The organism is Thalassospira sp. HF15, assembly GCF_011806525.1.
In the GTDB taxonomy this organism is placed as follows: Bacteria; Pseudomonadota; Alphaproteobacteria; order Rhodospirillales; family Thalassospiraceae; genus Thalassospira.
Window position 1 is genome coordinate 532,899 of the sequence record NZ_JAAVKI010000003.1, and the last position, 22,911, is coordinate 555,809.

A 22,911-nucleotide genomic window follows, 5' to 3' on the forward strand; every position below is an offset into this window, starting at 1 on the left:
GATATGTCTTGCACCCGACACGCGGTTTTACCGCATAACGCACTGCAATCAAACGGTCTCAATAAGCAATCTTGTCGGCTTTGAGATCCCAGGCGGCAAAGACTTCGCGCGCCTCGGGCAAATCGACATGAACAATCGGCAAGGAACGATCACTGATCGGCTTTGCCACCTCATCATACAGGAACTGATCATCAAAGCCGATGGCAGCAGCATCTTCGCGACCATTGGCATAATAAATCTTGTCCAGACGGGCCCAATAGATCGCCGCAAGGCACATCGGGCAAGGTTCGCAGCTGGTATAGATTTCGCAGCCCGACAGATCAAACGTGCCCAGCTTCTCGCAGGCCGCGCGAATGGCGCTGACCTCGGCATGGGCGGTCGGGTCGTTCTTGGATGTCACGTTGTTCCATCCTTCCGCAATCACCTCGTCCTTGCGAACGATGATTGCCCCGAACGGACCACCGCATCCCTCTTCCATCTTCTGCCGCGACAAATCCACGGCATGGCGCATATGGCCCTTGGCGTCACACACAGCCAAACTCTCCTCTACGAAACCTCAGGTCCGGTTTCCCGAACCGCCTGATTAGGCCGTCATTGCGCGGCCCTTTATCATTTATATTGCGCTCAAAGAAGGCCTTAAACTCAACCCAACCCGTCTGACGCGGATTTGGGCGTTTGTGTATTCACCATCTGTGCTTCACGCACCGACAACACCTGTGCGGCAACCGATGCTGCAATCACTGCGGGCTGTTTGCCGCTAATGCCTTGAATTCCAATCGGAGTGGTCAGACGACCGATTTCAGCCGGGCTCAACCCCCGATCAGAAAGACGTCGGATGAAGCGTGCACGCTTGGTTTGGCTGCCAATCATGCCAACAAAACCAAGATCACCCCGCACCAAAGCCGCCCGACAGATATCGAAATCAAGCGCATGGTTGTGGGTTACGATCAAAACATGCGCGCCTGCGGGAATATCTGCGACCTCGGCTTCGGGTTTATCACTTTGACAAACCTGAACATTTTCGCCTTCAACGCCCGCCAGAAAGTCGTCGCGCGAATCGATCAGGCGAATGTCAAACGGCAGCGGTGCCAAGGCCTGCACCACCGCCTTGCCAACGTGACCAGCGCCAAAAATCCAGATCGGCGTGCGCGCATCATCAAGGCGCAAACACAGCGTTTCCAAACCGTTAAGCGTCACAATCCCGCCGCGCGCAGTCCCGAAACTGCCAGACAGCATTTTGGCATGCGCAGCACTGACCCGGGCGATGTCGCTGCAATCAGTCGGCACAGTTACCCAATGGCCATCGGCGCTGACCGGTGCCGTCTCGATCTCTGTCAAAACACTGCGCAGCGTCTCTTTCGCGACACCGCCCAACAGATGAAAACCGACCTCGACCGATCCACCGCAACACTGCCCAAGCCCCGGTCCCAACGGAAACCGAACGATCTCGCCAAGGGTTACTGTATCGACACCTTGGGCAAATCCGTCACGCACCCGACGTGTCACCTGATGTTCAAGGTTGCCGCCCCCAATTGTGCCCGAAATCGCATCCGCCGTGATCAGCATGAAGGCCCCGACCTCACGCGGGGTTGATCCGCGAATGGCCGCGACACTGACCAGCATCACCGGACCGGATGCCGACAAAAGCCTGATATGATCGCGCCGCGACAGGGTCATGGCCTATTCCCCTACCATTGAATGGGCTGAATGGGCGTTCTCAATCATGCGCTTGGCACAATCGGCAACCGCATGCAGAACCGCCTCGGGCGTTGCCGGGGTATTCAGCGCCGGGACGATCTTGTGATCCGCGACCGAGGCCACCGCATCGGCAATCGCCCGATGCACCGAAATCGCCAGCATCAAGGGCGGCTCACCAACTGCCTTGGATCGATGGATGGTTTTTTCAACATTGCGTCCGGATGACCATAGTTCCATCCGGAAATCTTCCGGCCGATCCGAACATGCCGGGATTTTATAGGTCGACGGCGCATGGGTGCGCAGGCTGCCCTTGTCATCCCACCACAATTCTTCGGATGTCAGCCAGCCCATCCCCTGAATAAAGCCACCTTCAATCTGGCCAAGGTCAATCGCCGGGTTCAATGACCGCCCGACATCATGAATGATATCAACCCGGGTCACCTTGTATTCCCCGGTCAGGGTATCGATCAAAACTTCCGAGCACGCCATGCCATAGGCAAAGTAATAGAATGGCCGTCCCGATGCGCTTTCGCGGTCATAATGAATTTTTGGCGTCGCGTAATAGCCGGTCGCCGACAGCGACACACGCGCCAGATAGGCTTCCTTGATCAGATCGGCAAAACCCAATTCAGCTTTGTCACCCACAATCACCTTGCCCGGCACAAAGCGCACGGCACTTTCTGCAACACCGTATTTCTCGGCGGCAAATTCGATCAGGCGGTTCTTGATCGTCATCGCTGCATCGCGTGCGGCCATGCCGTTCATGTCTGCCCCGCTGGATGCGGCCGTGGCCGATGTGTTGGGGACCTTGCCGGTATTGGTCGGCGTGATCTTGATCTGATCAAGATCGATCTGGAATTCCTCGGCAACGACCTGGGCAACCTTGATAAACAGGCCCTGCCCCATTTCCGTCCCGCCATGGTTCAGATGCACCGAGCCATCCTGATAGACATGGATCAGCGCACCCGCCTGATTGAGGAAAGTAGTGGTAAAGGAAATCCCGAACTTCACGGGGGTCAGCGACAGCCCCTTTTTCAGAACCGGGCTTTCGGCATTGAATGCCGTAATTTCTTCGCGGCGTTTGCGATAATCGCTGGCTTTGACGATATCGTCGGTCAGTTCCGGCAGAACATTGTCTTCGACCACCATATGGTACGGCGTCGTATTGCGATCCTTGCTGCCATAATAGTTGGCAATCCGCACATCCAGCGGATCACGGCCAACCGTCATGGCAATCTCATCAATAATCCGCTCAATCGCCACCATCCCCTGCGGCCCGCCAAAGCCCCGGAAGGCTGTGTTGGACACAAGGTTGGTCTTGCAGCGATAGGACCGGATTTCGACATCGCCAAGGTAATAGGCATTGTCGGTATGGAACATCGCCCGGTCGGCAATCGCCGCCGACAAATCAGCCGAAAAACCGCAATTGGCGGCATACTGGATATCCAGCCCGCAAATCCGTCCGTCATCATCAAAACCAACATCGTAATCGACGATGAAATCATGGCGTTTGCCGGTCATGACCATGTCGTCATCGCGGTCCAGACGGAACTTGGCCGGGCGTCCTGTTTTGGTCGCAACGATGGCGGCCAGTGCCGCCCATTGCATCGCCTGCGTTTCCTTGCCGCCAAACCCGCCGCCCATGCGGCGCACCTCGACCGTTACCGCATTGGCCGGACGGCCAAGGACATTGGCAATATTGTGCTGCACCTCAGACGGATGCTGGGTGGAGCAATGCAGCAACACATCGCCATCCTCGCCCGGAATGGCGAAGCTGATATGGCCTTCAAGGTAAAAGTGATCCTGCCCGCCAATATCCATCCGACCAGTTTGGCGATGCTTGGCACGCGAAAGTGCGGCCTTGGGATCGCCCTGCTTCATCACATGCGGCGGCGCGACGAAAAGCTGCTTTTCAAGTGCCTCGGCAACATCCAGAACGGCTGGCAGTTCTTCATATTCAATCTCGGCCAGTTTCGCGGCCGCACGGGCCTGCGCACGGGTTTCGGCCGCCACGCAAAAGACCGGCTGGCCATAAAACTGCACGATGCCATCGGGCAAAACCGGCTCGTCATGGGTGTGTGCTGGGGAAACGTCATTTACACCGGGGATGTCATCGGCGGTCAGAACACTCACCACACCCGGGGCCGAACGCACCTTTGACAGATCCAGTTTGGTGATCTTGCCATGCGCAATGGTTGCCGCACCCGGTGCCAGATGAAGTGTGCCAAACGGTTCATTGATGTCATCAATATAAACCGCTTCACCCGCCACATGTTTCGGGCCGCTGTCATGTTTGGAGCTTGACCTTACCCCACCGCTTAGGCCTGCGGTCGGTGCAATCACCTCGTCATTGTCAGCTTTCAAAACCTGATCAGACATGGGCGGCCTCCTTGCCAACAAGGCGGGTGGCAACGTCGGGCGCACTGGTTTCGATAAACAGCTTGGTCAACAGGTTTTGCGCGACCAGCATCCGGTATTCCTTGGAGGCACGCATGTCTGTCATCGGCTCAAATTCGCTGGCCAGTGCCATTTGTGCGGCATTAAGGCTGGCTTCATCCCAATCCTTGCCGATCAGAGCCGCTTCGCATTTTTTGGCCCGCATCGGGGTGCCTGCCATACCGCCAAAGGCCGCACGGAATTCGACAACCTTGCCGGCATCGTCGACCTTGATGGCAAAGGCTGCCAAAACGGCCGTGATATCCTGATCAAACCGTTTGGAGATTTTATAAGCCTTGAACACCAAGCCGCTTTTGGGTTTGGGCACAATCACGCTTTCAACAAACTCGCCCGCAACCAGGTCCTGTTTGCCATAGGTGATAAAGAAGTCTTCCAGCGGCACTTCACGCCGAACATCGCCCATGCGCAGCACGATCTTCGCACCCAACACGATCAATGCTGGCGGCGTGTCACCAATCGGCGAACCGTTGGCAATATTGCCGCCCACCGTGCCAGCATTACGGATTTGCCGTGATCCGATGCGGCGCACAAGCTCGCCCACATCACTTGCCACCCGGCCCAGCGCTTCATGCGCCCGGCTATAGGTCACACCAGCTCCGATAATCAGCGCATCTTCAGTTTCATAAACCGATTGGATATCTGCGACATCGCCAATGTAAATGATCGGATCCAGACGCTTGAGCATCTTGGTCACCCAAAGCCCGACATCCGTGCCCCCGGCCAGAACCGTCGCATCCGGATGCGCCACCAGTAGTTCGGCCAACGCATCAGATGTGCGCGGTGCAAAATAACGCCCGGCGGGATGTTCAAGTGCAAGCATGCCGGCATCCTCGACCATCGCGGTCAGCTTGGCGGCAATATCAGCCCGGCGTTTTTGCTCTGCACTGTCATTGGCGGCAACGCCACCTGCCTTGCGCGCGGCCTCGATGATCGGGCCATAGCCGGTGCACCGGCAAAGGTTACCGGCCAGCGCATCATTGATCGCACCCCGGTCATCCTCGCCACCATCAAGCCACAGCTGATAAAGGCTCATGACAAAACCCGGCGTGCAAAAGCCACATTGCGACCCGTGGGTATCAACCATCGCCTGCTGCACTGGGTGCAACGTGCCATCGGTGGATTTAAGGTGCTCGACCGTCAAAAGCTGCTTGCCATCAAGGGTCGGGACAAACTGGATACAGGCATTGACCGTGCTGTACGCCATGCCACCTTGGCCATCCGGTTCACCCAGCACAACCGTGCAGGCCCCGCAATCGCCCTCGGCACAGCCTTCCTTGGTGCCGACCTTGCGCTCATCAAGGCGCAGATATTCAAGAACCGTCATCTGCGGATCAACATCACGCAGGCTGCGTTCCTCGTCTCCCAGCAGGAAACGGATATCAGAACGAAGGGGTCCGGTCGCACTTGCCATGTCTGACCTCAGCTGCCGCGATAGGTGGAATAGCCAAACGGCGACAGCAACAGCGGCACATGATAATGCGCCTGCCCGTCGGAAATTCCGAAGCGGATCACCACCTGATCCAGGAATTTAGGATCGGGAAGCTCGGCACCGCTGGCATCCAGATAGTCGCCCGCATGGAAAACAAGCTGATACTGGCCCGGTTTGAACGAGGCACCTTCAAGCATCGGCTTATCGGTGCGGCCATCGGCATTGGTCACGGCCTCGGCAACCATGTCATCATGGCCATTGCCAAAGCGATGCAGCTCAATGCGGATTCCGGCAGCCGGGCAGCCTTTCGCCGTATCCAGTACATGGGTGGTCAGTCGTCCCATGCCGGGCCTCCTCTCTCGTTCTAGGGTCAGGACTAATTAATTAGGTTTGAATGGTTAAACAGATTTGTGCGGATACGCGGAGCGAAACCGCAGGAAGATACATATCTTTCAAGGTTTCACGACAAAGTAGCCCGTGCAAATCCGTTTAACCCGAAGGACAGACGTTATATTTGCAAACTCCAGCGTCAAACCCCTTGGTCGGGATGCCAACCCGACCCGCGAGCTTTTCCTTGGATTTCACAAATATAACGTCTGCCATTCCAATCTAATTAATTGGTCCTGACCCTCAATTCTATGAGCGGTCGCTTCTCCCCGGGAACGGCATTCTGTTTGTGTTTTGTGCCGAACCATTTTTTGAGCGATTTAAAAGGGTCGCATTAGGACCCACCCTCGGGAAAGAGGGGATAAAGTGAAACTATATCAACAATTCTTTGAAAAACGAATACAGCAGTTTCAGGCACTATGAACGGAAACACAGGCGAAACGCCTTGATAGACCGCGAAAAACGTGGCTCAAATCTGATCCCGTCCAGGAACATTATCAAAACAGCCTTGATAGTGCGGCACGTCTTTGGCCCGCCACGCACAGGTTTCTTTCTTGCTGCGCTGCGGCCGATGGTTAATGCTACACCAAACAGGCCCGACAACAAAGCCGGGCGTACGGGATCAATCCCACAGAATTCAGGAGAAGGTTCGCATGAACGACCAGACATATGCGCGTGATTTGATCGGTTATGGGGAAAACCCGCCCAAGGCCAACTGGCCAAACAAGGCGCGCGTCGCGGTGCAGTTCGTCCTGAACTATGAAGAAGGCGGCGAAAACTGCATCCTGCATGGCGACAAGGCCTCGGAAGCGTTCCTGTCTGAAATGATCGGGGCCGACATGCGCGAAGGTGTCCGCCATATGAGCATGGAGTCGATCTATGAATATGGTTCGCGGGTCGGTGTCTGGCGCATTCTGAACCTGTTCCGCGAACGCCAGATTCCGATCACCATCTTTGCAGTTGCCATGGCCCTTGCCCGCCATCCACGGGTCGGCGAAGTTGCGATGAAAGACGGTCACGAGATTTGCTCGCACGGCTATCGCTGGATCGACTACCAATACATGCCTGAAGATCAGGAACGCGAACACCTGCATAAGGCAATTGAGATCATCAAGGATGTCACCGGTGAACGCCCGCTTGGCTGGTACACCGGCCGCACCAGCCCCAACACCCGCCGTCTGGTGGCAGAAGAAGGCGGCTTCCTTTATGATGCCGATGACTACAGCGACGAACTCCCGTTCTGGAGCACGCAGACCGAAACGCCGCACCTGATCGTGCCCTACACGCTTGATGCCAATGACATGCGCTTTGCCGCCATGCAGGGTTTCAATTCCGGCGAACAGTATTTCCAGTATCTCAAGGACAGCTTCGACACCCTGTACGAAGAAGGGACCGAAACCCCGCGCATGATGTCGATCGGCCTGCATTGCCGCTTGGTCGGGCGTCCGGGCCGGTTCGCAGCCCTTAAGCGCTTTGTTGATTATGTACAAAGCCACGACAATGTCTGGTTTGCCCGCCGGATCGATATTGCGCGCCACTGGCGTGAACATCATCCCTTTGGCGGCTGATTAAAAAAGAACACAAGGTCCCAATGACAGAAACCACTCAATCCCTGTTTGAAACCCGCCCGCCGAGCACCCTGGCCGAAAGCGCCTTTGTCTCGCTCTATGGCTGGGTCTATGAACATTCCCCCTGGGTCGCCCATCAGCTCTATGAGCGCGGCATCCCAAAGGATCTCGACACGCCCGCGGCCTTGGCCGATGCCATGGCGGCTGTGGTCAATGGCGCGGTTGATGATGACAAACTCTCACTTTTGCGCGCTCACCCGGATCTGGCAGGCAAGCTCGCACTGGCCGATCTGACAGCGTCATCGCAAAACGAACAGAAGGGTGCCGGGCTCGATCAATGCACACCTGATGAACTTGCCCGCTTTACCGAGCTCAATGATCTCTATAAACAGAAGTTCGGCTTTCCGTTCATCTTTGCGGTCAAGGGTTATCAACGCACCGACATCCTCGAGGCGTTCGAGCGGCGCGTGAAAAACGATCCGGAAACCGAATTCAATGAGGCGATCAATCAGGTTCACCGCATTGCCAAATTGCGGCTTGAGGCGCTGTAGCAGCACCCGAACCGATTTCTGCCATATAATAAACGACTATTTCAGGATAATACGATCATGAGCCATCAGGAAAACATCGACGCGCCGGAATTTACACGGCGTTTTGTCAATCTTGCCGATGAACGTCTGGGTGCCGCAGCAATCTTTGCGACCGATGATTTCTTCGCCGACAAGCAGCGCATGCTGCAAACCGCCGATGCGGTGTTTTATCCTGACCGCTATGACGATCACGGCAAATGGATGGATGGTTGGGAAAGCCGCCGCAAACGCGTTGAAGGCCATGACTATTGTGTCGTGCGCCTCGCAACTTCGGGCCGCATTCACGGTGTTGATATCGACACCAGTCACTTCACCGGCAACTTCCCGCCTGCCGGATCGCTTGAAGGCTGCTATTGCCCGGATGGTGATCCGGGTGATGATGCCAAATGGGATGAAATCGTCGCCCCGATGGGCCTTGGGGCCAGTGCGCATCATTATGCCGCTGTGACGTCAGACGCGATCTATAGCCACGTTCGCCTGCACATCTATCCTGATGGCGGTGTCGCACGTCTGCGCGTGTATGGTCGCCCGAACCGCGACTGGACGGAAATGGCCGCCAAGGGTGAACAGGTCGATCTGGCTGCCATGATCAATGGCGGCGTGGTTGTCGATTGGTCGGATGCCCATTACGGCAACCCGAATGCCATTCTGGCACCGGGTCGCGGGGTCAATATGGGTGATGGCTGGGAAACCCGCCGTCGGCGCGAACCGGGCAATGAATGGCTGATTGTCGAGCTTGGCAATCCCGGCGAGATCGAAAAGATCATCGTTGATACCTGCCATTTCAAGGGCAACTATCCCGACCGCGTTTCCATCGAGGGTGCCTTTGTTGACGGTGAAAAAGACAAATCATTGCGCGCACGTTCGATGTTCTGGTCGACCCTCCTGCCCGAAAGCAAAATGCAGGCGGACCACATTCATGAATTTGATGCCTCCGCGCTTACCGTCAATGGTCCGGTCACCCATCTGCGCGTCAACTCGATCCCCGATGGCGGCATCAGCCGTTTGCGCATTCTCGGCAAGCCGACCAAGTAACGGGGCAAGTTAATGCAGCTTTCCATCGAACATCTGAGCCCGGATGCCTTCGCCCCGTTTGGCGAGGTCATCTCAACCGACACCGCGCGCGATACCTACAAGATCAACCAAGGCACCACGACCCGGTTCCATGACATCTCGCGCGTTGATGTCGGGGACGAGGGCGGCACCCCGATCATCAGCATCTTTCGCGGCACGCCCCGGCCCAAGCCGATTGAAATCAAGATGATGGAACGCCATCCGCTGGGATCACAGGCCTTCATCCCGCTTGCAGGCCAAAAGTTCCTGATTGTCGTCGCATCGGGCACCGAAACGCCCAACCCCGAAGACCTGCGTGCGTTCCTAAGTGATGGCACCCAGGGTGTGACCTACGCCAAAAACGTCTGGCATCACCCGTTGCTGGTTCTTGAAGAAGACAGCGACTTTCTGATCGTTGATCGCACCGGCCCCGGTAATAACCTTGATGAAGTCGACCTGCCCTTGGTCGATGGCGAGGTCATCACCCTTGACTGGGCCTGATCCTATATCGCGCTGATCACGCCGATCTGGTGCAGGTAACCGCGCAATTCCGTGTTGTTACCTGCCACATGCGCCGCCCCGGCATCGCGCAGGATATCGGCATCATCATTGCTGCGATGCGCCCCGCCCAGAAAACCAACCGACTGCATGCCTGCCGCCTTGGCTGCAAGAATACCTGACGGGCTGTCTTCAATCACCAGACAATGCTCTGGCGTCCAGCCGCATGTCTCAGCCGCCAACAGGAAAACATCCGGGGCCGGTTTGCCGCGCGTCACCTGTTCTGCTGAAAACACCCTGTCTTCAAAAAAGTGCGCAAGGCCAACCAGTGACAGACACTGATCAAGCCGGGCCAGATCACTGCCCGATGCCAGCGCAAAGGGTACCGACAAATTTGCCAGCAGGTCATGGATACCCTCAATGGCCCGCAAATCCGTTTCAAAGGCCCGCGCCAGCTCGGCTTCGCAGCGTTCCTGATAGGAAACGGCCGCGATATTCGCCCCAAACCGGGCATTCAGCGCCGCGATCATTTCGCCGTAGGTCACACCACCAAAATCGCGCGCCAGTTCGCTTGCGGTAATCGTCACACCATAGTCTGGCAACAGCTTCTCATCGACAGCAAACGACAAAATCTCGCTATCGATCAGAACGCCGTCACAATCAAAGATGATGTGCTGGATCATGAAAACTTACTGTGCCGGGGCCTGGGCCGGGGCCGCCGCCCCGCCATTCAGGTCCAGCGCCAGCAAGCGTTTCTGAATGGTCTGGGATAGAACTGGCCCTGCCCCTGCCTGCAATGCGCGCTGATAGGCCGCACGCGCCATTTCGGTCTTGCCCATGGCCAGTGCATTGTCGGCGAAATGCGCGATATGCTCGGCCGTCGGCATGGCCTTGTTCACCCGGATAAACACATCCTCGGCCTGTTGGTAGCGCCCCTGCCGATAAAGGATCAGGCCATAGGTATCAAGTGATCCTGGATCATCCGGGGCAACCTGAAGCGCCTGCTTGGCAAGGCGTTCGGCTTCCTGCAAATTCTCACCGCGCACCGCGTAATGATAGGCCAGCCAGTTGGCCGCCCCCATATTGCCCTGCCCGGCGGCCTGATAGGCTTCGGCCGTCATGGTATCGCGATAGGATGAAATCACGCTTTCGATGGAGGCCTGATCAAGCCCGTCGACCCATGTCAAACCCACCCGAACCGCCTTGCAGCCTTGCGCATTGGCCTGTTGGCACATCGCAACCGCTTCTTCAACAGCCCCGATCACCGTGGCATTTGGCCCGGCGGCATATTCCTTGCCCGCCGCATCACGGGCCATGGCCTTGAAGTCGATCATCGCCCGATAGCGATCATCGACCTTTTGCTCGGTGGGGGCGGCAAACATATCCTGCGCCTCCCACTTCGGGCCGGTTTCCCCGCAGGCGGCCAAAGCCAACAACAGACCTAGACCAGCAAACGGGGCCAAAGCGCGAACAAATGGAATAAAGCGTTGGGCCAAGATGAACGTTCCCTGCTTGATGAAAACCCGAACAGCACTGTAGCGGTTTTACGTAAGACAGATATTAACAAAGCACGACAAAATCTCAGCCGGAACTTGACATGAATACTACTGGGTAGCACCATTCAGGATATGAAGGAGGCCGCCAATGACCGTGAAATCGTCTATTTCTTTGACAGACAGCCAGAACGCCTTTGCGCGCGAGCTGGTTGCGCAGGGCAAATACCCCAGTGTCAGTGCCGTGCTTCAGCAAGGTCTCGAACTATTGCGCAATAAATCCGAAACCGAGTCCCTTGAAACCGAGGCACTGCGCCAGATCATTACAGCACGGCGCAAAGGTGAGTTTGTCTCAAGCACAGAAATGAAAGACCGGATTTCAGCGATCACAGCCAAAAAGCATGCGTCGCATGACCTATGAGGTCATCTATTCAGCGGATGCCGAACGTGACTTTGAACTGATTTTCGACTTCCTGTTTAAGAGCTATGTCGAATTTGGTGAAGCTTCCGACAGTGCGGCTTTACATGCGCAGCAACGCCTACTTGATATCCACGACGACATCGAAAAACTCGGAAATGCACCTTATTGCGGCACATTGCATGACGCCATAGCTTCCGGGCTCCGCCACGTAACGCTTGGCCGTGCCATTGTTTGGTTTGACATCAACGAAGACGAGAGGACCGTCCGTATCCTCGCCATATTTTTTGGCGGGCAGGATCATGTGCGGCACATGCTGGCACGGCTTCTTCAGTAGTCATCCACGACCAGACCTGCACGAAAAAGCCGCCGGGATCATTGATCCACAGCGGCTTTAACACGCTGGCGTCAAACGCCAATATCAGGGCAACACTGCCAAGCGCCTAGGCGCGGCGTTCTGCGATCATCTTCTTGATTTCGGTGATCGCAAGCGCCGGGTTCAGGCCTTTCGGGCAGGTGTTGGTGCAGTTCATGATCGTGTGACAACGATACAGGCGGAACGGATCTTCGAGCGCATCGAGACGTTCACCGGTATATTCGTCACGCGAATCTGCCAACCAGCGATATGCCTGCAGCAGAACCGCCGGGCCGAGGTAACGGTCCGAGTTCCACCAGTAAGACGGGCACGCGGTCGAGCAGGAGAAGCACAGAATGCATTCCCAAAGACCATCAAGCTTGGCGCGTTCTTCACGCGACTGCAGACGTTCGCCATCCGGCGGGGTCGGGCTGTCGGCCTTAAGCCACGGCTCGATCGAGGCAAGCTGTGCATAGGGCTGGGACAGATCCGGCACCAGATCCTTGACCACCGGCATATGCGGCAGCGGATAGATCTTGACCTCGCCCTTGATGTCATCAATCGGCTTCAGGCACGCAAGCGTGTTACGGCCATCGATGTTCATCGCGCACGAACCGCAAATGCCTTCACGGCAGGAACGGCGGAAGGTCAGGGTCGCGTCGATCTCGTTCTTGATCTTGATCAGCGCGTCCAGAACCATCGGCCCGCACTTGTCGAGGTCGATGTCATAGGTGTCGGTCCGCGGGTTATCGCCACTGTCCGGATCAAAACGGTAAATCTTGAACGCACGGACATTCTTCGCGTCAGCCGGCGCAGAGAACGTTTTGCCCTCTTTGACGACCGAATTGGCGGGAAGATTGAATTCTACCATCTCTCAAATCCTCTCTTGCCGCGCCTTAATAGACGCGCTCTTTCGGCTCGATATACGACACTTCATCGGTGAGGGTGAAGTTGTTGACCGGACGATAGGTCAGATCAACGCCATAACCCTTGTCGGTGTTCACGGTCGCAATCGTGTGCTTCATCCAGGTTTCGTCATCACGCTTCGGATAATCTTCGTGGGCATGTGCACCACGCGATTCATGACGCGCTTCTGCCGAATTCATGGTGGCTGCGGCACAGGTCATCAGGTTCTCAAGTTCGAGAGTCTCGACCAGGTCCGAGTTCCAGATAAGGGAGCGATCCGAAACACCAACGTCGGTAAGCGTCTTGGCGGTTTCAGAAAGCTTGTCCTTGCCCTCTTTAAGAATTTCCGAGGTCCGGAACACGCCGCAATTGCTTTGCATGACGCGCTGCATTTCAAGGCGGATATCGGCCGTCGGGCGCGAACCCTTGGCCCAGCGCAGACCGTCAAAGCGGGCAATCGCTTCTTCACCGTCCGTGCCTTTGATCTCCTTGAAGGATGCCTTGGCATCGACCACTTCAGCGGCATGCAGACCACATGCACGGCCAAACACAACAAGGTCGAGCAACGAGTTCGTACCCAGACGGTTTGCACCGTGGACCGAAACGCAGGCTGCTTCACCCGCTGCCATCAGGCCCGGAACAATCGCGTTCGGGTCTTTGGCGGTCGGACGCAGAACCTCGCCCTTATAGTTGGTCGGGATACCGCCCATGTTGTAATGGACCGTCGGCAGGACCGGGATCGGCTCCTTGGTCGCATCAACACCGGCAAAGATTTTTGCGGTTTCGGTAATGCCCGGCAGACGTTCCCACAGCACTTCCGAACCAAGATGTTCAAGGTGCAGGTGGATGTATTCGCCGTGCTCGCCAACACCACGACCATCACGGATTTCCTGTGCCATACCACGCGACACAACGTCACGCGATGCAAGGTCCTTAACGGTCGGCGCGTAACGTTCCATGAAACGTTCGCCTTCGGAGTTGGTCAGATAACCACCTTCACCACGGGCACCCTCGGTGATCAGGCAACCTGAACCGTAAATGCCGGTCGGGTGGAACTGAACGAATTCCATGTCCTGCAGGCCAAGACCCGCACGGGCCACCATGCCATGACCGTCACCGGTGCAGGTATGTGCCGAGGTGCAGCTAAAGAATGCACGGCCATAACCGCCGGACGCCAGAATGACCATCTTGGCGTTGAAGCGGTGCAGTTCACCGGTATCGAGATCCCAGGCCACCAGACCTTTGCACGAACCGTCATCGTCCATGATGAGATCAAGGGCGATATATTCGACAAAGAATTCTGCTTTGTGCTTCAGGCACTGCTGATACAGGGTATGGAGCATGGCGTGACCGGTACGGTCAGCCGCAGCACACGCACGTTCAACCGGTGCTTTACCGTGGTCACGGGTGTGACCGCCGAACGGACGCTGATAGATTTTGCCATCTTCGGTACGCGAGAACGGCATGCCGTAATGTTCAAGTTCATGAACCGCCGGAACGGCGTTACGGCACATATATTCGATTGCGTCCTGGTCACCCAGCCAGTCGGAACCCTTGACGGTGTCATACATATGCCACTGCCAGTGATCCTCGGACATGTTGCCAAGCGACGCACCGATACCACCCTGGGCAGCAACGGTGTGCGAACGGGTCGGGAAGACCTTGGTGATACATGCGGTTTTCAGACCGGCTTCAACCGTGCCCAGCGTCGCGCGAAGACCCGCGCCACCCGCACCCATAACGACGACATCGTAGTTATGGTCGATAATTTTATAAGATTCACTCATTGGCTCAGGCTCCGGCAAAAACGATACGCAGGACTGAAACGATCGCAGCAACAGACAGGAAAGCTGCCACCGCCTTGATCAGCATCAGCGAGATCATTTCTGCTTTACGGTTATGCACATAGTCTTCGATCACGACCTGCAGGCCATGCGTGAAATGCACGGCCACGCTGACAATCATCAGGATCATCATGGTCGAATGGAAATACGAGCTCAACCAAGCGTGAACGGCATCGTAGTTTGCCGTGTGCCCGGCAAGAATCGAAATAATGAACCAGATGCCGAGCGGAAGGTTTGCAGCAGCCGTAACGCGCTGGGTCCACCAGTGCGAAGAGCCACTTTTGGCAGAACCGAGACCGCGGACACGGCCCAGATCGGATTGCATCTTCATGACGAATTGTCCCCTCTTGCCCGGCCTAGACCAGACCGATGATCCAGGTGATGATGGTCAGCACGACTGCCGCGCCAAGGACGATCGGGTTGCCTTTGTCAGCACCCTCATTCGTCAGGCCGCGACCGGTATCCCAGACAAGGTGACGGATACCGTTGCAAGCGTGGTAATAAAACGCCGCCGTCCAACCGAACAGCAGCAGCAGACCAAACCACGAGGTGAAAAATCCGTGATAGCCATCAAAGGCCTCACGACCAGCGCCGGCACCAATCAGCCAGGACGCCAAAAATACGAAACCAATGGCAAGGCCGACACCCATCACGCGGAAAGAGATGGACATCTTTGCCGTCATCGGAAGCCGGTACACCTGCAAGTGCGGAGACAGCGGCCGATTGGCTTTGCTCATAACGGAATTGCCTCTTCTCAAAGTAGCTGGCGGGAAAGCAGGGTTTATTTACCCATGCAGCGGGTTTGAGTCAATCTGAACCCCTTTGCAAATCAAAGATTTCAGTGACAAAACACCCAAACTGCCTCCGTTAAACTACGTAGGTTAACCTCTCAGACACCGTAAACACCCTGCGGGAAGGGCGTATGAATGACACGGGTCGTTCACATACGGCGTAACGTGCTTTTAGCAATCGCACAATTAGACCTTCTTACGCAAGGAAACAGACAGTCGATCAAGGTCTAACTCATTCAAACATGATGACCCTGCCCCGGGCGATCAACTCCCCTCGCGCACGTTCTCAAGATAATCTGTGGAAAAGTCTGTCCGAACCTCGCACCAAAGCAGCTTGTGATCCGACATCTGGTGCTTGCGGTAATATTTGCGGAAATAGGCCTTCTTCTTGTCATGGTCGCGCACATTATTATTGCTGTCGTGATCAAACGCGTTGCCCCAGACATGATCGATATACTGTTCGGCGTCTGTATCGCGATAGATCACATCAAACATGTCAAACACACCTGATCGCAACAGTCTGAAACGGTCATCGGCAAGGCGAAAGGCAATCTGGTCATAGTGATGCTTGCCCGATAGGCTTGATGGCGCATCCTTGATCGCGTCAGGCACGACAAAACCCGCATCTTCAAGCGCTTCCATCGTCTTGTGTTCCGGGGATACGATGTTGAAATCACCCAGCAGGATGAAGTTTGCCGCCTTGTCGTGGACTTCCTGCTCGCGGGCCTGGCGATCGGCCAGAAACCGCGCGATCCGTTCGATTTCTTCGCGGCGCTGCCCCATTTCCGGGCTATTTTCTGACGCCTTGCCGTAATAGATATGTACCGTGCACAGCTTGAATTTGAACCAGCCGGACTGGAACGCAACGGAAAACGGGGTTCGGGCAAACTGGACCGACGGATCGGCCGGGGCATCTTCCCCACGTTCAAGAATGCGCTGCCCGATTGGCAGAACAATCTCGCCAGCTTCGCGGCGGAACATGACCTTTGACTTGCGAAACACAAAGGCCAGCCGTTCGCTGTTGCCACGATCCCCCTCGGTCGTGTCGGTGACGATGTAATCCCATCCGTCCCCAAGATGATCACGCATCAGGGTTTCAAGCGCGTCGAGATTGTCGTTCACCTCCTGAACGGCAACCAGATCGAAATGATCGATGATCTCGGCGATATACATCATCGATTCGACTTCGCGCTCATACGCCCCGGCGTTACCGAAATGCATCAGGTTCCATGATGCCAGCCGCAGGCTTTGGGTGTCGGCCTCGGCCCCATCAAGGACTTGCGATTTCAGCTCTGCCTTAAGACGCAACAGGGCCTTTGCGACAAAACGGCGATGAACGACCGGTTCAATCGCCTGGATGGGTTTGACATTGGTCATGACTGGTCCGCCCCTTCAATTAAAGTGGTTAAATAAGCTTACGCTATTCAACCTGAAATTAAAGTGACAGTTTGCGAGACAACCCTTCATCGCACCTTCCGGACGATGATATGCCTATCTCGGGATCAAAACCGTGTAGTCGAAATCAAGCAACACATCAGACTGATATTTGCCGTCTTCGCCCTTAAGCGGGAAATCACTGGCCTGACGATCCCGCACCGCCACAAGACGCAAGCGAAGCGCCCCCAGATCACGACGACCGGGCACTTCAAATTTGCCCAGCACTTCCGACCAGGCAAAGATCGTATCCCCGGCAAACGCCGGATTGGCATGTGCGCCGGCATTGATGGCGGCAATCCGGAACGCATTGCCCAGCCCGTTAAACGAAAGCGCACGGCACAGCGAAATGATATGCCCGCCATAAATCAGCCGCTTGCCAAATCGGCCACCATTGGCGGCCACCTGATCGAAATGGACCTTGGCGGTGTTTTGATAAAGCCGGGTTGCGATCTGGTGTTCGGCTTCTTCAAGGGTCATGCCATCGACATGATCAATTTTCTCGCCGACATAATAGTCATCCCAGCAATGCGGTGATCCCGCCAGTTGGGTCGAATAGGCCGATACGTCCAGTCCGACCGGGATCTGGAATGCTTCGGGTGCGACCACACCGGGCAGTTCGGGCAGGACCGTTTCCGGGGCCGGGGCATTTTCATCACGTTTGCGCACCATGACCCAGCGATTGTAATCCAGCACCATCTCGCCGCGCTGGTTGCGCCCGACGGAATTGACGTAAACAACACCTGTCTTGCCGTTGGAATTTTCCTTGATCCCGGTCACGGTCGATACCGAACTGACCGTATCGCCCGGATAGACCGGAACGCCAAACACACCCCCGGCATAGCCCAGATTGGCAACTGCATTGAGTGATACATCCGGCACCGTCTTGCCAAACACCATATGAAAGGCCAGCAGGTCATCCACCGGGGCGGCCTTATAGCCGATGCTTTGGGCAAACTCGTCGGATGACTGCACGGCAAAGCGCGGGCCATACAGCCCGGTATAAAGCGCAACATCACCGCTTGTGATCGTGCGTGGTGTGGCGTGGCGGATTTCCTGTCCGATCTGGAAATCCTCAAAATAATTGCCCGGATTGGTCTTTGACATTCGATTGCCTCCCCTGAAAGGCCGGATTTTTGATGAAATGCCGATGCGCGCCGCTTTGACTGTCTCGTTTTTTTATCCGGCGCGAACCGTTTTGCCTGAATGCAGGCAGGCCTGTCAGGCGGCGTCCATTTCCGCGATCAAATCGGCCATGGCGACCAGCTTCTTGGCGGAAACCACATGCAGATTTTCAATCAGCTTGCCATCGACCACAACAACACCCTGGCCCGCCGCACTGGCTTCTTCGTGGGCGGCAATGATCTTGCGCGCCCATTCGATCTCGGCTTCTGCCGGGGCAAAGGCTTCGTTGGCCGCGGCGATGGTTTTGGGATGAATAAGCGTCTTGCCGTCAAAGCCGAACTCGCGGCCCTGCTTGCAGGATGCCTCAAACCCGGCATCGTCAGACAGATCAAGATGCACCCCATCCAGGATCGCCAACCCAAAGGCACGCGCCGCCAGCACGCACAAACCAAGGCTGGTCACCATCGGCAGACGATCGGGCGTATGTGCGCAGTTCAAATCCTTGGCAAGGTCCGACGTCCCCATGACAAAGCCGCCCAGACGCGGATGCGCACCGGCAATTTCCTTGGCATTTAGCATCGCAAGCGGGGTTTCCATCATGCACCAGATGGTCATGTCGGCATGCGCGCCTTCGGCTTCCATGATATTGGCGACCTGACGCACGGTATCGGCACTTTCGACTTTGGGCAGCAGGATGGCGTCCGCCGATGTTTTTGAGGCCGCGACAATGTCGGCATGACCCCACGGCGTGTTCAGGCCATTGGTCCTGATCTGGATTTCGCGTTTGCCATAGCCACCCTCGGAAAGCGCGCTGACAATCTGGTCGCGGGCCGTATCCTTGGCATCGGGTGCCACGGCATCCTCAAGATCAAGAATAAGCCCATCAGCCGGAAGCGTTCTGCCCTTTTCTAGGGCACGCGCATTGGAGCCTGGCATATACAAAACAGATCGGCGCGGACGTGGGGCAGCAGCCATCAGGAATCTCCCGTTTGATAATATTCGTACAATATTTGAACTTTATTTTTACGAAAATTACTCAAACTTGTTTTTCACTGCAAGCCACTTTTTGCGCTGCGGTATAATTTGCCCCGATCAACACGGGCCTTATCTGGCGATACAGCCAAAGACCGGATACGCAGGCGGGTATCAGAAAATCTATTCCGGCTTTCCGAACAAACCGGTCATCAACATGCTGGTTACCGTTGGCACCTCGTTAAGCGCCCGTCCATTGGCAAGGAACACCACCACCGTGTCCTGTTCCGGGAACCAGGAAAACTCCGCCGAATACCCAAAATAGATCCCGTCATGCCCCCAGACCGGGCCCCAGTCGCTTGCCCCGATCATAAGCCCGTACCCATAGGATCCATCACCGGCAAAGGCAGTGTCGGTTGTGGCACGTTCCAGCGCATTCGGCCCCAACAGCACACCGTCCACAAAAAGTGCGCGGGCAAATTTGACCATATCTTCGGCTGTGGAAATCACCCCGCCATCGGCCAATTGATCACCCACATCATAATCAGTGACATCTTCAAGCTGCCCATCGCCATCGGCATCGTCAAAACCACGTGCCAGCAAGGCGGGCCTTGGATAACGGCCAAAGGACGTATTGATCATCTCGGCCGGTTCAAAAATCCGGCGATTAAACACCGCCTCGATATGATCGCCCTCGACCGCCTCAATCATCACACCCAGCAGGATGAAATTGCTGTTTGAGGGCGCATAATTTGTGCCCGGCGCGAAATAGGCATCCCGATCTGCAATCAGCGACAACAGCTCGACATTTCGCCAGCCATGCTTGGGGTCGCGCCCGACCAGCTCAAAAAAGAATTCACCATCAAGGTAATCGGGAATCCCCGAACTGTTGCGCAACAAATCACGAATGGTTGCGCTGTTGGCATTGGCGATGCGGTCGCGGAATTCTGCGGGCAGGTATTTGCCAATCGGATCAGCCAGATCAATCCGCTTTTCGGATGCCAGTTGCAAGGTGACAACTGCCGTCATCATCTTGGTCAGCGATCCGATATAAAACTGTCGGTCGCGCGTCATGCCGGTTTCGGGCCGGACACTGGCATACCCCGTCGCGGCGTAACGCACATTGCCAGCACCATAGCCAATCGCCACCACTCCCCCGGGCAAACCGGCATGCTCGACATATTGATGCAGGAATTTTTCAAGCGGATCAGACGGCGCGGGCTTGTCGCCACTGGCTTGCGCAAATGCGAAATGGTGCGGCGCCATGACAAACGCAGCCGCCATTATGATCATCGCACACTTGAAAATATGCGAGGTGGGAATACGCCAGAATGCTGCGTTCAATTCGCTTTACTCATCTTGCCCAACCATGCCCACATTCAGGCAAATTGCTTTCCGCCCGGTTAATCCGGGCTTTCTGACAGCCTTGATATCCAGGCTCGTAGCGCCACCTCAAGATCGGCGGTGCGCACCGTCACCGGGCTTTCACCCGACTCATCATAGACCGGCAGGATATCACTTGTTTCCGGCCCGACTTTTAAAATGTAGGCATTCATTGCCATTTCCCAAGAGGCTTCAACACCCTGGCGCACGTGATCAACATGTGACAGCACCTCAACCCCCCAGTGGGCCGCGCACTGGATATCCATCACCAGACAGGCGGCAATGCGATCATGCCCGACCTCACCAGCCACCTTTCCCGGCCAGTCCGGGGCAGGTAAATTATGACCTGTCATCGTTAACCACCTTCACAATCTCTCGATCCACGCCGGCACCCGATTAATACAGCGGAAAGGCCGTATTGATATTTCCCGCATTTGCCCCGTGACTAAGCGTTGCAAAGGCGATGTAAAAACCTGTCTCTGACGATGAACCAACGCAATACCCCTCCGCCGGTCCGCCGCCCGGTCGATTGAGCCCGCACGATGCCCAATGCGGCGCGCCCGCTGGACACGCCACAGGATTGTCAAAGGCATGAAGGATGGATTTTTCAACCTCGGCCTGACTGCAACTGTCTGGAAACATCGTGGAAAACTTCGACGGATTGGCGCCATGGGGGTTCACCAGCGTCACAGTCGCACCAAAGACGCCACTGGCATTGGGTTCTTGCGTGATTTTGACATCGGCAACACTGGCCGGATTGATGCCACCCGGGCGGGAATGAAATCCCTTGGCCCGGTTGCCATCGACCTCACCGCAAAAAACATGATCGATATTGATCGGTGGTGTGGTCGCACTCCAATGCGGCTTGGCCGGACAAACCACCTGTGCCTGCACAGACGCATTGCCCAGCAAAACCGCCCCGGCGACAAGCACAAAGCAAAACCTCAGAAGTCCAATCATGCGTAGCCTCCTTTGCCGCGTACCGCCGATCACGGGCACTGCTCAAAGCTGCGAAAACTCAAGTCCGATCCGAAGGGCCAGCACACTGGCTGGTTCAAAGCGCATCGGCACCCCGCCAAGCTTGCCGCCATGCCACTGCGCCTTGGTCAGGACAAACGCGCCAAGCGGCAGCTCATGACTGCCCCGGAAATTGACCAGTGCGCGGATTTCCTTGGGCTTTCTGATCGCCTCATCGCGCCACAGGCAGTGATAGGCAAACAACGGCGTCCCTGACCGGCGATCCAGGAAGACAAACGGCACTTCATATTGGCCCCAGCGCGCATAATACAGGCTTTCCATGCCCACAGCAGAGGTCAGAAACTGCGTCTGGATCGCGGTTTCGGCCAATCGCGTAATTGTTGCGCTATCGGATGCCCGCCCGCCAATCAAACCGGTGCGAAGCCCCGGATGAATCAGATGGACCTTGAACGCGACCGCGCGCTGAAACGGTTTGGCATCCTGATCAACCCGTTCAAGACGGCGCACAAGCCACGCACTTTCAAGATATTCAAGATACCGTCTGAGCGTATTCTTGGCGAGATCAAGCTCGCGCGCCAGCGTCTCTATCGAAAATTCCGAGCCGGTATTATAGGCCAAAAGCGCGAATAACCGATGCAAGTCCGACGGGCTTGAAATGCCATGCAGGCCCGGCAGATCCGAATGCAGCGAGCGATGAATGGCCCCGGCTTCGCCGTTGGCATCGTGGAAGCCGCCTTCATTGATGTAATTTTCAAACAGGTCGTTCAGCTCAACCAGCCCGTCTGGCACATCGGCGGTATAACGGCTGACATTGGGGGTTTCGGGCAAGACATCACTGGGCGCGATGCCCTTTTGCTCAAGATATTCGGCAAAGCTGAAGGGTGGTAAAAACAGGCTTTGGATATATTCCGCATTGTCGCCCGCAGGCGCCAGCGCACTGACCGCCACCACACGCAACATCGGATCAGACGCAAGCAGTTTGACAAGGCTTGCCTCCCAGTCGCGCTGATAGGACACCTCATCGATAAACAGCCACAGCGGATGATCGGCCGAAATACCCCGCATGGAGCGCAGCAATTTCGGCAGACGCGGCAGGTCTATTTCCAGAAACAGCGGATGTTCAAGTGACACATAGCAAACATGGCGACGCGGCGTGTCGGCATTCAAAAGCTCGGCCACCGCCTGACGCATCATCACGGTCTTGCCGACCCCGCGCGGACCGGTCAGAACCAGCGCCTTTTGGCCATCATTCTTTTCAATCGCGCCCCAGAACCGCTTGAAAAACGCCCGCTGCGGCAGGCCTTGCACCTGATCATCGGTCACACCATCCCACCACGGGTTATCAAGCATCAATCGATGCAGAAAATCCTGTTCCCCGGGATGTTCGATCATGGTCGCCATATGATGTTCCCCAAAACGCTGCCAGCCCTATATCCCACTATATGGGCAATTTTCCCGACTTTGCCGGGAAAACCTTTAAATTAGGTATAGTGATAAACGCTATTTGGGAGTTTTTCTGCAAAGAACTGCAA

General features: G+C 56.1%; 24 protein-coding genes. 6 read left to right on the forward strand and 18 right to left on the reverse strand.

Annotated features, from left to right (window positions below):
* Positions 1–58: 58 nt before the first annotated feature.
* From HED22_RS08900 to uraH, 5 genes are all read right to left on the reverse strand, one after another.
* Positions 59–532, reverse strand: coding sequence for a nucleoside deaminase (locus HED22_RS08900; RefSeq protein ID WP_368484488.1), 474 nt, complete (start codon positions 530–532; stop codon positions 59–61).
* 110 nt (positions 533–642) lie between these two features.
* Complete coding sequence (gene xdhC / locus HED22_RS08905; protein ID WP_167721241.1) at positions 643–1,677, reverse strand: xanthine dehydrogenase accessory protein XdhC; 1,035 nt, start codon at positions 1,675–1,677, stop codon at positions 643–645.
* Between the two features lie 3 nt (positions 1,678–1,680).
* Positions 1,681–4,077 carry a xanthine dehydrogenase molybdopterin binding subunit gene (xdhB, locus tag HED22_RS08910; RefSeq protein WP_167721243.1) on the reverse strand — a complete coding sequence of 799 codons (2,397 nt, stop codon included), beginning with the start codon at positions 4,075–4,077 and terminating at the stop codon, positions 1,681–1,683.
* On the reverse strand, positions 4,070–5,566 hold the full coding sequence (gene xdhA, locus HED22_RS08915; protein ID WP_167721246.1) for a xanthine dehydrogenase small subunit: 1,497 nt from the start codon (positions 5,564–5,566) through the stop codon (positions 4,070–4,072). The genes xdhB and xdhA overlap by 8 nt, the downstream gene beginning before the upstream one ends.
* A gap of 8 nt (positions 5,567–5,574) precedes the next feature.
* Positions 5,575–5,928, reverse strand: a complete 354-nt coding sequence (gene uraH / locus HED22_RS08920) for a hydroxyisourate hydrolase (protein ID WP_033070534.1) — start codon at positions 5,926–5,928, stop codon at positions 5,575–5,577.
* A gap of 696 nt (positions 5,929–6,624) precedes the next feature.
* Between uraH and puuE the strand changes: the two genes are divergently transcribed.
* The 4 genes from puuE to HED22_RS08940 are packed head-to-tail and all read left to right on the forward strand — an operon-like array spanning position 6,625 to position 9,683.
* The gene (gene puuE / locus HED22_RS08925; RefSeq protein WP_167721248.1) at positions 6,625–7,539 is read left to right on the forward strand and encodes an allantoinase PuuE; all 915 of its coding nucleotides are present in this window, start codon (positions 6,625–6,627) and stop codon (positions 7,537–7,539) included.
* Positions 7,540–7,562: 23 nt separating this feature from the next.
* Positions 7,563–8,090, forward strand: a complete 528-nt coding sequence (uraD, locus tag HED22_RS08930) for a 2-oxo-4-hydroxy-4-carboxy-5-ureidoimidazoline decarboxylase (RefSeq protein WP_167721250.1) — start codon at positions 7,563–7,565, stop codon at positions 8,088–8,090.
* A 57-nt stretch (positions 8,091–8,147) separates the two neighbouring features.
* The gene (gene alc / locus HED22_RS08935) at positions 8,148–9,164 is read left to right on the forward strand and encodes an allantoicase (protein WP_167721251.1); all 1,017 of its coding nucleotides are present in this window, start codon (positions 8,148–8,150) and stop codon (positions 9,162–9,164) included.
* A gap of 12 nt (positions 9,165–9,176) precedes the next feature.
* The gene (locus tag HED22_RS08940) at positions 9,177–9,683 is read left to right on the forward strand and encodes an ureidoglycolate lyase (RefSeq protein ID WP_167721253.1); all 507 of its coding nucleotides are present in this window, start codon (positions 9,177–9,179) and stop codon (positions 9,681–9,683) included.
* Between the two features lie 2 nt (positions 9,684–9,685).
* Here HED22_RS08940 and HED22_RS08945 read toward each other — a convergent pair whose 3' ends face one another.
* Both HED22_RS08945 and HED22_RS08950 read right to left on the reverse strand, forming a co-directional pair.
* Positions 9,686–10,363 carry an HAD family phosphatase gene (locus HED22_RS08945; protein ID WP_167721256.1) on the reverse strand — a complete coding sequence of 226 codons (678 nt, stop codon included), beginning with the start codon at positions 10,361–10,363 and terminating at the stop codon, positions 9,686–9,688.
* A 6-nt stretch (positions 10,364–10,369) separates the two neighbouring features.
* A complete protein-coding gene (locus HED22_RS08950) occupies positions 10,370–11,062 on the reverse strand; it encodes a tetratricopeptide repeat protein (RefSeq protein ID WP_254869863.1) in 693 nt (230 codons plus the stop codon).
* 262 nt (positions 11,063–11,324) lie between these two features.
* Here HED22_RS08950 and HED22_RS08955 point away from each other — a divergent pair, with 262 nt between their 5' ends.
* A complete protein-coding gene (locus HED22_RS08955; protein WP_167721260.1) occupies positions 11,325–11,594 on the forward strand; it encodes a type II toxin-antitoxin system ParD family antitoxin in 270 nt (89 codons plus the stop codon).
* Complete coding sequence (locus HED22_RS08960; RefSeq protein ID WP_167721262.1) at positions 11,584–11,928, forward strand: type II toxin-antitoxin system RelE/ParE family toxin; 345 nt, start codon at positions 11,584–11,586, stop codon at positions 11,926–11,928. Before HED22_RS08955 ends, HED22_RS08960 begins: the two co-directional genes overlap by 11 nt.
* A gap of 106 nt (positions 11,929–12,034) precedes the next feature.
* Here HED22_RS08960 and HED22_RS08965 read toward each other — a convergent pair whose 3' ends face one another.
* The 11 genes from HED22_RS08965 to HED22_RS09015 all read right to left on the reverse strand — a co-directional run bounded on the left by HED22_RS08965 (position 12,035) and on the right by HED22_RS09015 (position 22,780).
* Positions 12,035–12,817: a succinate dehydrogenase iron-sulfur subunit gene (locus HED22_RS08965; protein WP_062956809.1), complete on the reverse strand. Its 783-nt coding sequence runs from the start codon at positions 12,815–12,817 to the stop codon at positions 12,035–12,037.
* A 25-nt stretch (positions 12,818–12,842) separates the two neighbouring features.
* Positions 12,843–14,639: a succinate dehydrogenase flavoprotein subunit gene (gene sdhA, locus HED22_RS08970; protein WP_167721264.1), complete on the reverse strand. Its 1,797-nt coding sequence runs from the start codon at positions 14,637–14,639 to the stop codon at positions 12,843–12,845.
* Between the two features lie 4 nt (positions 14,640–14,643).
* Complete coding sequence (gene sdhD / locus HED22_RS08975; RefSeq protein WP_167721266.1) at positions 14,644–15,027, reverse strand: succinate dehydrogenase, hydrophobic membrane anchor protein; 384 nt, start codon at positions 15,025–15,027, stop codon at positions 14,644–14,646.
* 25 nt (positions 15,028–15,052) lie between these two features.
* The gene (gene sdhC / locus HED22_RS08980) at positions 15,053–15,433 is read right to left on the reverse strand and encodes a succinate dehydrogenase, cytochrome b556 subunit (protein WP_167721268.1); all 381 of its coding nucleotides are present in this window, start codon (positions 15,431–15,433) and stop codon (positions 15,053–15,055) included.
* Positions 15,434–15,751: 318 nt separating this feature from the next.
* A complete protein-coding gene (locus HED22_RS08985) occupies positions 15,752–16,864 on the reverse strand; it encodes an endonuclease/exonuclease/phosphatase family protein (RefSeq protein WP_167721270.1) in 1,113 nt (370 codons plus the stop codon).
* A gap of 114 nt (positions 16,865–16,978) precedes the next feature.
* Positions 16,979–18,028: a MaoC family dehydratase gene (locus tag HED22_RS08990; protein WP_167721273.1), complete on the reverse strand. Its 1,050-nt coding sequence runs from the start codon at positions 18,026–18,028 to the stop codon at positions 16,979–16,981.
* Positions 18,029–18,142: 114 nt separating this feature from the next.
* The gene (locus HED22_RS08995; protein ID WP_167721275.1) at positions 18,143–19,021 is read right to left on the reverse strand and encodes a CoA ester lyase; all 879 of its coding nucleotides are present in this window, start codon (positions 19,019–19,021) and stop codon (positions 18,143–18,145) included.
* A 180-nt stretch (positions 19,022–19,201) separates the two neighbouring features.
* Positions 19,202–20,302, reverse strand: a complete 1,101-nt coding sequence (locus tag HED22_RS09000) for a serine hydrolase (protein ID WP_167721277.1) — start codon at positions 20,300–20,302, stop codon at positions 19,202–19,204.
* A gap of 119 nt (positions 20,303–20,421) precedes the next feature.
* The gene (locus HED22_RS09005) at positions 20,422–20,754 is read right to left on the reverse strand and encodes a hypothetical protein (RefSeq protein WP_167721279.1); all 333 of its coding nucleotides are present in this window, start codon (positions 20,752–20,754) and stop codon (positions 20,422–20,424) included.
* Between the two features lie 43 nt (positions 20,755–20,797).
* Complete coding sequence (locus tag HED22_RS09010; protein ID WP_167721281.1) at positions 20,798–21,361, reverse strand: EndoU domain-containing protein; 564 nt, start codon at positions 21,359–21,361, stop codon at positions 20,798–20,800.
* A gap of 42 nt (positions 21,362–21,403) precedes the next feature.
* Positions 21,404–22,780, reverse strand: coding sequence for an ATP-binding protein (locus HED22_RS09015; protein ID WP_167721283.1), 1,377 nt, complete (start codon positions 22,778–22,780; stop codon positions 21,404–21,406).
* Positions 22,781–22,911 lie beyond the last annotated feature (131 nt).

What these genes read in the sequence shown, in the direction of transcription:
- HED22_RS08960 (WP_167721262.1), top strand. Translation starts at nt 11,584, where the DNA reads ATGACCTATGAGGTCATCTATTCAGCGGATGCCGAACGTGACTTTGAA.
- HED22_RS08985 (WP_167721270.1), bottom strand. Translation starts at nt 16,864, where the DNA reads ATGACCAATGTCAAACCCATCCAGGCGATTGAACCGGTCGTTCATCGC.
- HED22_RS09005 (WP_167721279.1), bottom strand. Translation starts at nt 20,754, where the DNA reads ATGACAGGTCATAATTTACCTGCCCCGGACTGGCCGGGAAAGGTGGCT.
- xdhB (WP_167721243.1), bottom strand. Translation starts at nt 4,077, where the DNA reads ATGTCTGATCAGGTTTTGAAAGCTGACAATGACGAGGTGATTGCACCG.
- sdhC (WP_167721268.1), bottom strand. Translation starts at nt 15,433, where the DNA reads ATGAGCAAAGCCAATCGGCCGCTGTCTCCGCACTTGCAGGTGTACCGG.
- xdhA (WP_167721246.1), bottom strand. Translation starts at nt 5,566, where the DNA reads ATGGCAAGTGCGACCGGACCCCTTCGTTCTGATATCCGTTTCCTGCTG.
- xdhC (WP_167721241.1), bottom strand. Translation starts at nt 1,677, where the DNA reads ATGACCCTGTCGCGGCGCGATCATATCAGGCTTTTGTCGGCATCCGGT.
- puuE (WP_167721248.1), top strand. Translation starts at nt 6,625, where the DNA reads ATGAACGACCAGACATATGCGCGTGATTTGATCGGTTATGGGGAAAAC.
- HED22_RS09010 (WP_167721281.1), bottom strand. Translation starts at nt 21,361, where the DNA reads ATGATTGGACTTCTGAGGTTTTGCTTTGTGCTTGTCGCCGGGGCGGTT.
- HED22_RS08945 (WP_167721256.1), bottom strand. Translation starts at nt 10,363, where the DNA reads ATGATCCAGCACATCATCTTTGATTGTGACGGCGTTCTGATCGATAGC.
- HED22_RS08990 (WP_167721273.1), bottom strand. Translation starts at nt 18,028, where the DNA reads ATGTCAAAGACCAATCCGGGCAATTATTTTGAGGATTTCCAGATCGGA.
- uraH (WP_033070534.1), bottom strand. Translation starts at nt 5,928, where the DNA reads ATGGGACGACTGACCACCCATGTACTGGATACGGCGAAAGGCTGCCCG.
- alc (WP_167721251.1), top strand. Translation starts at nt 8,148, where the DNA reads ATGAGCCATCAGGAAAACATCGACGCGCCGGAATTTACACGGCGTTTT.
- HED22_RS08965 (WP_062956809.1), bottom strand. Translation starts at nt 12,817, where the DNA reads ATGGTAGAATTCAATCTTCCCGCCAATTCGGTCGTCAAAGAGGGCAAA.
- HED22_RS09015 (WP_167721283.1), bottom strand. Translation starts at nt 22,780, where the DNA reads ATGGCGACCATGATCGAACATCCCGGGGAACAGGATTTTCTGCATCGA.
- HED22_RS08955 (WP_167721260.1), top strand. Translation starts at nt 11,325, where the DNA reads ATGACCGTGAAATCGTCTATTTCTTTGACAGACAGCCAGAACGCCTTT.
- sdhA (WP_167721264.1), bottom strand. Translation starts at nt 14,639, where the DNA reads ATGAGTGAATCTTATAAAATTATCGACCATAACTACGATGTCGTCGTT.
- HED22_RS08950 (WP_254869863.1), bottom strand. Translation starts at nt 11,062, where the DNA reads ATGTTTGCCGCCCCCACCGAGCAAAAGGTCGATGATCGCTATCGGGCG.
- uraD (WP_167721250.1), top strand. Translation starts at nt 7,563, where the DNA reads ATGACAGAAACCACTCAATCCCTGTTTGAAACCCGCCCGCCGAGCACC.
- sdhD (WP_167721266.1), bottom strand. Translation starts at nt 15,027, where the DNA reads ATGAAGATGCAATCCGATCTGGGCCGTGTCCGCGGTCTCGGTTCTGCC.
- HED22_RS09000 (WP_167721277.1), bottom strand. Translation starts at nt 20,302, where the DNA reads ATGGCGGCTGCGTTTGTCATGGCGCCGCACCATTTCGCATTTGCGCAA.
- HED22_RS08995 (WP_167721275.1), bottom strand. Translation starts at nt 19,021, where the DNA reads ATGGCTGCTGCCCCACGTCCGCGCCGATCTGTTTTGTATATGCCAGGC.
- HED22_RS08940 (WP_167721253.1), top strand. Translation starts at nt 9,177, where the DNA reads ATGCAGCTTTCCATCGAACATCTGAGCCCGGATGCCTTCGCCCCGTTT.